A 12,207-nucleotide genomic window follows, 5' to 3' on the forward strand; every position below is an offset into this window, starting at 1 on the left:
AGAGAGGGCGATTTTTCCCGGCGTTGCCAGCAAAACACCATAAACAGGCTCAGAGATATGAACCCGAACTTCCTCGAATTTGAACAACCCATCGCAGATCTGGAAGCGAAGATCGAGGAATTACGATTGGTAGGTAGTGGCAGCGAGGTCAACATTTCCGAGGAAGTGGCCAAGCTGCAGGAAAAGAGTATTTCGCTTACCGAGAACATTTTCAGCAACCTCAGTGCCTGGCAGATCTCGCAACTGGCCCGTCACCCCAAACGGCCTTACATGCTGGATTACATCAAGCGGATTTTCGCTGATTTCGATGAACTGCATGGGGACCGTGCCTTTGCCGATGATCCGGCCATCGTTGGTGGCATTACCCGCCTGAACGGTCAGCCGGTGATGGTGATCGGTCACCAGAAAGGGCGCGAAGTGAAGGAGAAGGTGCGTCGCAATTTCGGCATGCCCAAGCCGGAAGGCTACCGCAAGGCCCTGCGTCTGATGGAGATGGCCGAGCGTTTCAAAATGCCGATTCTTACCTTTATCGATACTCCCGGGGCGTTCCCGGGAATTGATGCGGAAGAGCGCGGCCAGTCCGAGGCCATTGCCCGCAACCTGCGCGTCATGTCCCAGCTGAAAGTACCGATCATCGCCACGGTGGTAGGTGAGGGCGGCTCTGGCGGGGCGCTGGCCATCGGTGTCTGTGACCACCTGCAGATGCTGGAATTCTCTACCTATTCGGTAATTTCCCCGGAAGGTTGCGCCTCTATTCTCTGGCGCAGCGCCGACAAGGCCCCGGAAGCCGCGGCGGCCATGGGCCTCACCGCGGGCCGACTCCACGAGTTGGGTATCGTCGATCAGGTCATCAAGGAGCCGCTGGGTGGCGCTCATCGTGATTATGACCAGGCGGCGGATGCCATCCGCAAGGCGCTGGTCAAGCAACTCGATGAGCTCAAGACTCTGGAGGTTGAAGCACTGGTGGAGCGCCGCTACGACCGGCTGATGAGCTACGGCAATGTCGTCAGCGCTACCGCCGACGAATAACCGTCTGCCGGCCGTCCTCTAGCCGCCCGTCACGCTGCTGTGGGAAGCTAGGTTTGCATAGCGAAGGCGGCGGCGCCTTTTTGCTAAAACCCGGTTCCGGCAAGCGTGATAATCTGATTCCCAATGGCAAACCTTCCCCTGATTTCTGATCTGGCACAGCAGGCCCCACCGGGGCCGTTGTTGCTTGCCTTCAGTGGCGGCCTGGATTCCACCGTATTATTGCACCTGCTGGTGGAAGCCGGTTTTGGCTCGCGCCTGCGAGTGGTTCATATCAACCATCAATTACAGCCTGACAGCGGTGACTGGGCGGCACATTGCCAGCAGGTCGTCTCAGCCATGGGGTTGCCCTGTGAGGTAATCGCTGTGCGGGTGGAGGCCGGCAAGGGCATTGAAGCCGGGGCCCGGCAAGCGCGATACCAGGCCCTGTTTGCTGACGCCCACCGGGATGGTGCCACCGTGATTACCGCCCACCACCGCGATGATCAGGCCGAGACCCTGCTGCTGCGCTTGCTGCGTGGCGCGGGTGTGCAAGGGCTTGCCGCCATGCGTGCCCTGGATCATCGTCAGGGAATAGCCGTATGGCGTCCCCTGCTGGACCAACCCCGATCTGTTTTGGAGTGCCATGCCCATGAGCAGGGGCTGCAATGGCAGGATGATCCCAGCAATCAGGATCAATCCCTGCGCCGTAACTATCTGCGCCACAGCATTTTACCGGCCCTGCGTCAGCGCTGGCGCGGGGCCGATGAAATTCTGGCCCGAACTGCCCAGCACATGGGCGATGCCCGTGAGTTGCTGGACGAAAGGGCGCAACAGGATGCTGACGCCGGTGGGGTTAGTGAACAGTTTCCACTGGCGGCACTGGCAGCATTAGGCCCGCCCCGGCAGCGAAACCTGTTACGTTGGTGGCTTCATCGTCGCGGTGCCAGCGCGCCCAGTGCAGCTGTGTTGGCCGAGTTGCTGGCCCTGCGGGGTGCCGCCCAAGACAGCCAGGCCAGGGTGGAATGGGGGCACTGGGCAGTGCGCTTGTTTCAGGGGGCCTTGTATTTGCTTCCCCGCGACGCCTTGGCGCCCTGGCAGGGCGAGTTGCTCTGGTCGGCGGACTCGCCCCCGCCCCCGCTGCCATTCTGGCGATTGGCGACCACGGCCGAGGAGGGCGGGGTAAGCCTGATGCGCCCGCCTGGTGACCTCACCCTGCGCCCCTTCACTGGTGGCGCCCGTCTGTTGCGTAATGGCATGCACCAGCGCATCAAGGAACTGTGGCGAGCGGCCGGCGTGCCTCCCTGGCAGCGTCATCAGTGGCCACTGTTATACCGGGGCGAGACGCTGGTATCGGTGCCGCTGGTAGGGTTGGCGGATGGCGAAGAGGCAGCAAGCTGTGAAGAATGGTTTTTGTTGCCGGACTCTCGTTAGCCATGTGAAGTGATGGTTGCTCCGCGAGGCCTTCAGCCTGTTTTACGGTGCAGTTCGCCTTAGGCTCAGTGCACCCTACGAAGCGTTCCAGATTGGCCAATGTCCTACAGATTTGATCAACGCTGACTGATATAGCAGGGGACTTCAGGTCTGTACCTTTGGATTATGGGCCTGCAAGCAGGCAGCCATGACCCTGGCCAGCGTGCCCCGAACTTCGCCTGATTAGCCAAAAGAGTATCCATGCAAGACGCGCAACAATTACTGCAACAAACATTCAAGCTCCCGACCTTTCGTCCCGGTCAGCAGGCAGTCATCGACGCGCTGCTGGCTGGCCGCTCGGCGTTGGCGGTGTTTCCTACCGGCGGCGGTAAAAGCCTCTGTTACCAGTTGCCGGCATTGATGCTGGATGGGCTGACGCTGGTGGTGTCGCCGTTGATTGCGCTGATGAAGGATCAGGTGGACCAGCTCAATCGCCTGAATATTCCGGCAGCACGACTGGATTCCAGTGTCGACGCCGGAGAGTTGCAGGCCATCTATCAAGGTCTCGACGAAGGCACTATCAAGCTGCTCTATGTGGCGCCGGAGCGTCTCGCCAATGAGCGTTTCCTGGCCCGGTTGAAGCGCCTGTCTATCAGCATGATGGCAGTGGATGAGGCGCACTGTGTGTCCGAGTGGGGGCATAACTTTCGACCCGACTATCTGAAGCTGGCGCAGCTGGCCCGGGATCTCAAGGTGGGCCGGGTGCTGGCGCTGACCGCCACGGCCACCCCGCAGGTGGCAGAGCAGATTTGCGATAGTTTCGACATCGCCGGGGCGGATCATATTCAGACCGGTTTTTTTCGTCCCAATCTGGCCCTGGCGGTGCGCCCTTGCCGTACTGCCGAGCGTGATCAGTACCTGCTGGATCAGCTCACCAGTCGGCCTGCTGAACCCGCTATCGTGTATGTGACTTTGCAGAAGACCGCCGAGACGGTGGCGGCCTTTTTGCAGGCACAGGGATTTAATGCCCAGGCCTACCACGCCGGGCTCAAAGATGAGCCCCGCCATCAGGTGCAGGAGGCGTTCATGGCCGGGGAGACCGACATCGTGGTTGCCACCATCGCTTTCGGCATGGGGATCGACAAGGCCGACATTCGCGCGATCTATCACTACAACCTGCCCAAATCCCTGGAAAACTATATGCAGGAAATTGGCCGGGCCGGTCGCGACGGACAATCCTCCCATTGCCATCTGCTTGCCAACCGGGATGACCTGACGGTGCTGGAGAATTTCACCTATGGGGATACACCGGACGGTGAGTCGCTGGCTGCCCTGATTCGCTGGCTGTTGTCGCAGCCGGGGCAATTCGACCTTGCCGTTCATGAGTTGTCCGGGCAGTTCGATGTGCGGCCTCTGGTCATCAACACCTTGCTGACCTACCTGGAACTGGAAGGGGTGATCCGCGCTACGGCGCCGTTCTATACCGAATACAAGGTGGCTTTCCAGGGTTCGAGGGAAGAGATTCTTGCCGGCTTCAACCCGGAGCGGGCCGCTTTTCTGGATCGCCTGTTTGCCACTGGTAAGGAGGGTCGAGTTTGGCTGACCTTGCGGCCCATCGACGCCGCCCAGACACTGGGCGATGATCGATTGCGGATCCTCAATGCCCTGAACTATCTGGAACAGCAGCAGATGATCGAGCTACGGGTGGCCGGTGTGCGTCAGGGGTATCGAATGCTCAACCCGCCAGCGGAAAGTGAGCCCTTGATCGTGCGGATGCAGGAGCAGTTTGCCCTGCGTGAGCAGCGCGATATCCAGCGCTTGCAGCAGGTGTGTGACTGGGCGGGGAGTGGTGATTGTCACCAGCAGGCATTGGTCGGCTATTTCGGCGAGACTCTCGCGCAGCCCTGCGGCCAGTGCAGCGCCTGCCTCGGCGAACAGCCGCAGTTGCCGTCCCGTCGCCACCGTGCACCGGACCCGGCAGTGATTCACGCCATGCGTGAGGAAAACCACCAGGCCCTGACCACGCCCCGGCAGTTGGCCCGCTTTCTCTGCGGCATCACCAGCCCCAGAGCCAGCCGAGCCCGCCTGGCCCGACACCCGTCGTTCGGCTCACAGATGGGGGCGCCGTTTTCCGAGGTGCTGGCCGCCTGTAAGGGCGACTGACACCGGGGGCACGGGGGGGAATTCCGATCACCTGGCGCAGCCTGGCTAATTCAGACCTGCCCAGGATGGCAGTTGCGAGTTACCAAAGGCCGGGCCGGTTTCCCATTTCGCAACCCGCACCCGCAACTCCTTGAGCATCGAAAGTGGCACCGGTAGATGAAATAACGACTGAGTCCTTCAGGATAGTCCTGCGCCGTGCATCAGCCGGCACCACTTTTTACGCTCCCGAGAGCGATTCCGATTGAGGCGAGGGGCGCCTTCTGTTAACATTTTCTCCCGTCCTGATGTAGCGCAAGCCCCTGAATTTTCAGGTGTTCAACCATCACTTGCGTAGCTGGCCAACCCGATTCAGAAAGCCCCTTGCCCGTGTCATGCGTGCAGGGTGTTTTTTTATTGGTGCCGGTTACACTGGTGAGAGTGCTACCAACCCACTAGCAATCTGGTGAGTGCATGTCACGTTTCATCTTTGTCACCGGCGGTGTGGTGTCGTCTTTGGGTAAGGGGATCACTTCAGCATCCCTGGCCACTTTGTTGGAAGCCCGCGGCCTCAACGTCACCCTGATCAAAATGGATCCGTATATTAATGTGGATCCCGGCACCATGAGCCCTTACCAGCACGGTGAGGTATTCGTGACCGAAGACGGCGCCGAAACCGACCTGGACCTGGGTCACTACGAGCGTTTTATTCGCACTCGCCTTAGTCGTCGCAACAGCTTTACCACCGGCCGTGTCTATCAGGACGTGCTGGACAAGGAGCGCCGCGGTGAGTACCTGGGTGCCACCGTGCAGGTGATCCCCCATATTACCGACGAGATCAAGCTGAAGATCCGCGAAGGGGCGGGGGATGCGGACGTTGCCATCGTGGAAATCGGTGGTACCGCCGGGGATATCGAGTCCCTGCCATTCCTGGAAGCGGCACGGCAGATGCGTGTGGAGTTGGGCTCCAGCCAGTCCTTGCTGGTGCACCTGACTCTGGTGCCCTATATCGCCACTGCAGGTGAGATCAAGACCAAGCCCACCCAGCATTCCGTGAAGGAGCTGCGCTCCATCGGCCTGCAGCCGGATATTCTTGTGTGCCGGGCAGATGACCCGATTCCGCAGAGTGCCCGCGACAAGATTGCCCTGTTTACCAATGTGGAAGCGCGGGCGGTGATTTCCTCCCCGGATTGCAAAACCATCTATCAGGTGCCCCGTGGCATGCACGAACAGGGCCTGGATGACATTGTGGTGGAGAAGTTCGGCCTGGATCTGCCGGAGCCGGATCTGGGCGAATGGGATCGTGTGGTAGAAGCCCAGCTGAATCCGGAAAGCGAAGTCACCGTCGGCATGGTGGGCAAGTACATCGAGCTGGTCGATGCCTACAAGTCACTCAATGAAGCCTTGATCCACGCTGGCATCAGCAACCGGGCCAAGGTGAATATCCTTTATCTGGATGCGGAAGATATTGAACGCGAAGGCACTGGGGTGCTGGAAAACCTGGATGCCATCCTGGTCCCCGGTGGCTTTGGCGATCGCGGCACGGAAGGCAAGATCGCTGCCATCCGTTATGCCCGTGAAAACAAGGTGCCGTACCTGGGCATCTGCCTGGGTATGCAACTGGCAGTAATCGAATACGCCCGTCACGTGGCCGGTATCGAAAACGCGCATTCCTCCGAACTGCGTCCGGATACGCCGGACCCGGTGGTAGGGCTGATCACCGAGTGGACCACGGAAGACGGTCGCAAGGAACAGCGTTCCAAGGAATCCGATCTGGGTGGCACCATGCGTTTGGGTGGCCAGGAATGTATTCTGGAGGCGGGCAGCCGTGCCGCCGAGTGCTATGGTGATACCAGTATTATCGAGCGCCATCGTCATCGCTATGAAGTGAACAACAATTACTTGCCGCAACTGGAAGCCGCCGGCCTCAAGATTGTTGGCCGTTCAACGGATGGCGAGTTGGTGGAAGTGATCGAGGTGGCAGACCACCCCTGGTTTGTGGCTTGTCAGTTCCACCCGGAGTTTACGTCCACGCCTCGTGATGGGCATGGTCTGTTCAGGGGCTATGTGGCTGCGGCCCTGGCGGAACAGAAAGCACACTAAGGACCTGTTATGCAGAAGACCATCAAGCTAGGCGAGCTGGAATTTGCCAACGACAAGCCCATGGCTCTGTTCGGCGGCATGAATGTGCTGGAATCCCGTGATCTGGCCATGCAGGTGGCGGAAGCCTATGCGGAAGTGACCAGCAAGCTGGGCATTCCCTGGGTGTTCAAGGCCAGCTTCGACAAGGCCAACCGTTCCTCGCTGAGCTCCTACCGGGGGCCGGGGATGGAAGAGGGGCTGAAGATCTTTGAAGAGATCAAGCAAACCTTCAATTGTCCGGTGATCACTGATGTGCATGAGCCCTATCAGGCGGCACCGGTGGCCGAGGTGGCGGATATCATCCAGTTGCCGGCCTTTCTGGCCCGGCAGACGGATCTGGTGGTGGCCATGGCAAAGACCGGGGCCATCATCAACATCAAGAAGCCCCAGTTCCTGGCTCCCCACGAAATGAGTCATATCCTGCACAAGTGCGAGGATGCCGGTAACGACCAGCTTATCCTCTGTGAGCGTGGTTCCAGCTTCGGGTACAACAACCTGGTGGTGGACATGCTCGGCTTTGGCATCATGAAACAATTCAACTACCCGGTGTTTTTCGACGTGACCCATGCCCTACAGAAGCCAGGGGGTCGTGCGGACAGCGCCGATGGTCGTCGTGCTCAGGTGGCTGAACTCGGTCTTGCCGGCATCAGCCAGGGCATCGCCGGATTGTTCCTGGAAGCCCACCCGGACCCGGACAATGCCAAATGCGATGGCCCCTGCGCCCTGCGTCTGGACCGTCTGGAGCCATTCCTGACACGAATGCAAACCCTGGATAATACCGTCAAGGCACTGCCTGCCTTTGAAAACAACTGATTGAAGAGAGATTGACTGTCATGTCCAAGATCGTTGACATCAAAGCCCGCGAAATTCTCGACTCCCGTGGCAATCCCACCATCGAAGCTGATGTGATTCTGGAATCCGGCGCCTCCGGCAGTGCCTGTGCCCCCAGTGGTGCCTCTACCGGTTCCCGCGAAGCGCTGGAGCTGCGTGATGGCGACAAGGCCCGTTACCTGGGCAAGGGCGTTACCAAGGCCGTTGGCAATGTGAACTCCGCCATCCGGGAACTGCTGGTAGGAATGGAAGCCGGCGACCAGAAGGCCCTGGACAAGGCCATGATCGATGCCGACGGCACCGAGAACAAAGCCAAGTTCGGCGCCAACGCCATTCTCGCAGTGTCTCTGGCTGCAGCCAAAGCCGCTGCAGTGGATCAGGGCAAGCCCCTGTACGAGTACATTTCCGACCTGCAGGACGATGACAACGAATACTCCCTGCCGGTACCGATGATGAACATCATCAACGGTGGCGAGCACGCGGATAACAACGTGGATATCCAGGAGTTCATGATTCAGCCGGTGGGGGCTCCCACGGTGGCTGAAGCAATCCGCTATGGCGCCGAGATTTTCCACGCCCTGAAAGGCGTGCTGAAAAAGCGTGGTCTGAACACCGCAGTGGGTGACGAAGGTGGTTTCGCCCCGGACCTGCCCAGCAACGAGGCGGCTCTGGAAGCGATCATGGAAGCCATCGAGATTGCTGGCTACAAGGCCGGTGATGACGTGACCCTGGCCCTGGACTGCGCAGCCAGCGAATTCTACAAAGACGGTAAATACGTGCTGGCCGGTGAAGGGCGCAGCATGGATTCTGAAGAGTTCGCCAGCTATCTGGCTGAGCTGTGCGACCGTTACCCGATCATCTCCATTGAAGATGGCATGGATGAATCCGACTGGGATGGCTGGAAAATCCTCACCGATAAGCTGGGTAAAAAGATTCAGTTGGTAGGCGACGATCTGTTCGTAACCAACACCAAAATCCTCAAGCGAGGCATCGATGAGGGTGTGGCCAACTCCATCCTGATCAAGTTCAACCAGATCGGTTCTCTCAGCGAAACTCTGGATGCCATCAAGATGGCCAAGGATGCCGGTTACACCGCCGTGATTTCCCACCGTAGTGGTGAAACTGCTGACAGCACCATTGCCGACCTGGCTGTGGCTACGGCCGCCGGGCAGATCAAAACCGGTTCTCTGTGCCGCTCCGACCGGGTGGCCAAGTACAACCGCCTGATCCGCATCGAGCAGGAACTGGGGCGTGCTGCCTACCATGGTCGCAAAGAGTTCAAGTTCCTCGGTTAAATGATGCCGGATACCAGAACCAGCAGGGCAGGGACGGAATCTGGCAAGCGGGAGGCCATGCAGCTGTCTCCCGCCAGTCAGATTGTGATTGCTCTGTTGGCTCTGGTATTTGTTGGCCTGCAGGCCCGGCTGTGGTTTGGTGAGGGCAGTCTGCGTCATGTGGCGACACTGGAAAAAGAGGTGGCCACACTCAAGCAGAGCAATGCCAAACTGAACGAACGCAACCGGCTGATGGCAGCCGATGTGAAAGATCTCAAGCAGGGCACCGAAGCGGTGGAAGAGATCGCCCGCAAGGATCTGGGCATGATCCGCGACGGTGAAAGTTTTTTCCTGATTCTCGAACAACCCCGGGGCGGTGAGTGAATCCTGTCATTAACGGCCCTCTCTTTGCGGTGGTACCGGCTGCCGGTATCGGTGAACGCATGGGGGCGGGTTTTCCCAAGCAGTACCTGTCACTGGCCGGCAAGACCCTGGCCGAGCATACCCTCAATCGTTTGTTATCGTTTGCCCCCATCGACCGGGTGTTGGTAGCCGTATCCGCTCAGGATCCCTGGTGGCCGACGCTGGGGGTGTCCACGCATTCGCGTATTGCCACTGTCAGTGGCGGAGCCGCTCGGGCCCAATCCGTGCGCAACGGCGTCGCCAGGGCGCTGGAGCTGGGTGGAGAGAACGCCTGGGTGCTGGTTCATGATATGGCCCGGCCTCTGGTACGGTTGTCAGACATTCAGAACCTGCTCGACCAGACCGACAGTCAGGGCGCTATATTGGCCTTGCCGGTGGTAGATACCATCAAGCAGGCCGATGAGGGCAACCATATTGCCGCCACTCTGGATCGTGACTGTATCTGGCGGGCGCTGACGCCGCAGTTGTTCCCTGCTCGTGCGTTGCACGATGCCCTGCAGGGTGATCTGACCGGCATTACCGATGAAGCCTCTGCCATGGAACGAGTGGGACGCCGTCCGGCGTTGGTGGCGGGGCATGGTGACAATATCAAGGTTACCGTCCCGGAAGATCTTGCACTGGCCCGTTTCTATCTGGCCTGCCAGCTGGGCGACGAGGAGAGCATGCTGTGAGTATTCGTATCGGCCAGGGCTTCGATGTGCATGCGTTCACAGACGGTGACCACGTGATGCTGGGCGGTGTGGCGATCCCTCACAGCCATGGACTCAAGGCTCACTCGGATGGTGATGTGGCCCTGCATGCCCTGTCGGATGCCTTGCTCGGAGCTCTGGCTCTGGGGGATATCGGTCACTACTTCCCGGACACCGATCCGCAATGGCAGGGCGCGGATTCTGGCACCTTGTTGGCGGCGATCTATCAGGATGTGACCGCGGCCGGCTGGCAATTGGGCAATGCGGATATCACCGTCATCTGCCAGGCCCCTAAACTGGCTCCTCATATTGGCGCCATGCGCCAGCGCATTGCCGATCTGCTCGATTGCGAGGTGGGGCAGGTTTCCGTCAAGGCGACGACCACCGAAAAACTCGGTTTCACTGGTCGCAAGGAAGGTATTGCGGTGCAGGCCGTGGTACTTGTGGAGTCTCGATGAGTCTTCCCTGCGCCCATGGCGGCCCGGCATCCACGGGGGTGCTGAAAGCTTCCCCGGCGGACTTTCAGGTATTCGAGCACATGCATGTGCGCCCGGAAGGCGAGGGCGAGCACCTGTGGCTGGAGATCGAGAAGACCGGCTGGAACACCGAGGATGTGGCGTTGTTACTGGCCAAACAGGCGGGCGTGCACCGCCTGGCTGTAGGCTACAGCGGGCTTAAAGATAAGCATGCCATTACCCGCCAGTGGTTCAGCCTGCATCTGCCCGGCAAGGCAGACCCGGAGTTTGACTGGCCGCCAGGGCTGAGGGTGCTTCAAGGCCTTCGCCACCGCCGCAAGCTGAACCGGGGTACTCATCGTGCCAACGGTTTTGTGCTTCGTGTCACCGATTTCCAGGGGGATCGCCAGCAGCTGGAACAACAACTGGCCACCATTGAGCGTCAGGGCGTGCCCAACTATTTTGGTGAACAACGCTTTGGTCGCGGTGCCGGTAACCTGGTGCGTGGAACTGAGTGGTTGTGTGGGGGTGAAGCGCCGCGCAAGAAAGCGCTGCGCGGCCTGTGGCTGTCAGCGGTGCGCAGCGACTTGTTCAACCAGGTCCTTGCCGAGCGCGTTAACCGACAATGCTGGGACCGGGTACTGGCCGGTGATCTGCTGCAGCCGCAAGGGAGCCGCGGCCTGTTCCCTGCGGACGACGACACAGATGCCTACGAAAGAGTGATTGCCGGTGAGGTTCATCCAACCGCCCCTTTGCCGGGGGTGCCGGGCATGGCATCATCTGGCCCTTGCCGGGAACTGGAACAGCAAATACTCGCACCCTACGCTACCGTAATTGATGGCCTGTGCCGCATCGGCGTTGACGAAGCCCGCCGGGCAACACGGTTGCCGGTACGGGAATTGCAGTGGTCCTGGCAACCTGAAAGGGAAGGGGAAGTGTGCCTGGAGCTGGCGTTTACGCTGCCCACAGGCGCTTTTGCCACGACAGTCATGGCGGAAATAATAAAACCTGAGTCACAGACCGCAGGTTAACCCTGAGTGATCCGCCGAGAGGCACATCCAGAGGCAAAAGAAGTACAGATGGATATCCAACTTAGTGGCATCGGCATGACCTCTGCACGGACCCGGGATCGTCTGGTGCAGCGGCTGCGTGATGCCGGTATCAGTGACGAACGTGTGCTTGATGCCATCCGCAATACGCCGCGTCACCTGTTTATTGAAGAAGCTCTGGCCCACCAGGCCTACGACGATACGGCATTGCCCATCGGCCACGGACAGACCATTTCCCAGCCCTGGGTAGTGGCACGTATGACCGAATTGTTGATCGCCAACGGCAGACCTACCAAGGTGCTCGAGATCGGCACAGGCTGTGGTTATCAAACGGCGGTGCTGGCCCAATTCTGTGACGCGCTCTATTCCGTGGAACGCATCCGGCCATTACAGGATCAGGCGCGCAAGCGTTTGATGAAGCTGGGGCTGGCTCGGGTACAGCTCAAACACGCGGATGGTGGCTTTGGCTGGAAGAGTGAAGCCCCCTTTGATGCGATCCTGGCTGCCTGCGCCCGTGCGGACATTCCTGATGATCTGTTGTCACAACTGGCAGACGGTGGCCGTTTGGTGATGCCAGTGGGCGGTGATCGTCAGCAGATCCTTACTGTGGTCGATCGTGATGGCGACCAGTTCCATGTGCAATCACTGGATGCTGTCCGCTTCGTGCCATTCCAGCGTGGGGTGATGCGGTAGGGCAGCTACTAGCTGCGAGCTTCAAGGCGCGACCAGAATGGAAATTAGCGAATAAGCATTGCCCGCGACCAATCGTCTGGAGCGAGGGATCTGG

The 12,207-nt window shown here is 59.6% G+C and carries 11 protein-coding genes; all 11 read left to right on the plus strand.

Going from position 1 to position 12,207, the window contains the following annotated elements; translation table 11 throughout:
* Positions 1 to 57: 57 nt before the first annotated feature.
* Positions 58 to 1,029 (plus strand): acetyl-CoA carboxylase carboxyltransferase subunit alpha, encoded by a 972-nt coding sequence (locus ACMG4N_RS10330; RefSeq protein WP_297763285.1) that lies wholly within the window; start codon positions 58 to 60, stop codon positions 1,027 to 1,029.
* A gap of 123 nt (positions 1,030 to 1,152) precedes the next feature.
* Positions 1,153 to 2,439 carry a tRNA lysidine(34) synthetase TilS gene (gene tilS / locus ACMG4N_RS10335; protein ID WP_297763288.1) on the plus strand — a complete coding sequence of 429 codons (1,287 nt, stop codon included), beginning with the start codon at positions 1,153 to 1,155 and terminating at the stop codon, positions 2,437 to 2,439.
* Positions 2,440 to 2,679: 240 nt separating this feature from the next.
* Positions 2,680 to 4,581, plus strand: coding sequence for an ATP-dependent DNA helicase RecQ (locus ACMG4N_RS10340; RefSeq protein WP_414431566.1), 1,902 nt, complete (start codon positions 2,680 to 2,682; stop codon positions 4,579 to 4,581).
* A 450-nt stretch (positions 4,582 to 5,031) separates the two neighbouring features.
* Positions 5,032 to 6,660 carry a CTP synthase gene (locus ACMG4N_RS10345; protein ID WP_297763294.1) on the plus strand — a complete coding sequence of 543 codons (1,629 nt, stop codon included), beginning with the start codon at positions 5,032 to 5,034 and terminating at the stop codon, positions 6,658 to 6,660.
* Positions 6,661 to 6,669: 9 nt separating this feature from the next.
* On the plus strand, positions 6,670 to 7,512 hold the full coding sequence (kdsA, locus tag ACMG4N_RS10350; protein WP_035244635.1) for a 3-deoxy-8-phosphooctulonate synthase: 843 nt from the start codon (positions 6,670 to 6,672) through the stop codon (positions 7,510 to 7,512).
* Between the two features lie 20 nt (positions 7,513 to 7,532).
* Complete coding sequence (gene eno, locus ACMG4N_RS10355; protein WP_297763302.1) at positions 7,533 to 8,825, plus strand: phosphopyruvate hydratase; 1,293 nt, start codon at positions 7,533 to 7,535, stop codon at positions 8,823 to 8,825.
* Positions 8,826 to 8,882: 57 nt separating this feature from the next.
* Positions 8,883 to 9,188, plus strand: coding sequence for an FtsB family cell division protein (locus tag ACMG4N_RS10360; RefSeq protein ID WP_297763305.1), 306 nt, complete (start codon positions 8,883 to 8,885; stop codon positions 9,186 to 9,188).
* The gene (ispD, locus tag ACMG4N_RS10365) at positions 9,185 to 9,898 is read left to right on the plus strand and encodes a 2-C-methyl-D-erythritol 4-phosphate cytidylyltransferase (protein ID WP_297763308.1); all 714 of its coding nucleotides are present in this window, start codon (positions 9,185 to 9,187) and stop codon (positions 9,896 to 9,898) included. Before ACMG4N_RS10360 ends, ispD begins: the two co-directional genes overlap by 4 nt.
* 2 nt (positions 9,899 to 9,900) lie before the next feature.
* A complete protein-coding gene (gene ispF, locus ACMG4N_RS10370) occupies positions 9,901 to 10,374 on the plus strand; it encodes a 2-C-methyl-D-erythritol 2,4-cyclodiphosphate synthase (RefSeq protein WP_297763806.1) in 474 nt (157 codons plus the stop codon).
* Positions 10,371 to 11,402, plus strand: a complete 1,032-nt coding sequence (gene truD, locus ACMG4N_RS10375) for a tRNA pseudouridine(13) synthase TruD (protein WP_414431569.1) — start codon at positions 10,371 to 10,373, stop codon at positions 11,400 to 11,402. The genes ispF and truD overlap by 4 nt, the downstream gene beginning before the upstream one ends.
* A gap of 48 nt (positions 11,403 to 11,450) precedes the next feature.
* Entirely contained in the window at positions 11,451 to 12,113 is a 663-nt protein-coding gene (locus ACMG4N_RS10380) for a protein-L-isoaspartate(D-aspartate) O-methyltransferase (protein ID WP_297763315.1), read from the plus strand.
* Positions 12,114 to 12,207: the final 94 nt, after the last annotated feature.

Origin of the sequence: Alcanivorax sp. IL2, from assembly GCF_047495475.1 — a bacterium.
Classification (GTDB): Bacteria; Pseudomonadota; Gammaproteobacteria; order Pseudomonadales; family Alcanivoracaceae; genus Alcanivorax.

Bases quoted from the DNA above. Each gene is read 5' to 3' on its own strand.
- kdsA (WP_035244635.1), top strand. From the start codon at position 6,670: ATGCAGAAGACCATCAAGCTAGGCGAGCTGGAATTTGCCAACGACAAG.
- truD (WP_414431569.1), top strand. From the start codon at position 10,371: ATGAGTCTTCCCTGCGCCCATGGCGGCCCGGCATCCACGGGGGTGCTG.
- ACMG4N_RS10360 (WP_297763305.1), top strand. From the start codon at position 8,883: ATGCAGCTGTCTCCCGCCAGTCAGATTGTGATTGCTCTGTTGGCTCTG.
- eno (WP_297763302.1), top strand. From the start codon at position 7,533: ATGTCCAAGATCGTTGACATCAAAGCCCGCGAAATTCTCGACTCCCGT.
- ACMG4N_RS10380 (WP_297763315.1), top strand. From the start codon at position 11,451: ATGGATATCCAACTTAGTGGCATCGGCATGACCTCTGCACGGACCCGG.
- ACMG4N_RS10340 (WP_414431566.1), top strand. From the start codon at position 2,680: ATGCAAGACGCGCAACAATTACTGCAACAAACATTCAAGCTCCCGACC.
- tilS (WP_297763288.1), top strand. From the start codon at position 1,153: ATGGCAAACCTTCCCCTGATTTCTGATCTGGCACAGCAGGCCCCACCG.
- ACMG4N_RS10345 (WP_297763294.1), top strand. From the start codon at position 5,032: ATGTCACGTTTCATCTTTGTCACCGGCGGTGTGGTGTCGTCTTTGGGT.
- ACMG4N_RS10330 (WP_297763285.1), top strand. From the start codon at position 58: ATGAACCCGAACTTCCTCGAATTTGAACAACCCATCGCAGATCTGGAA.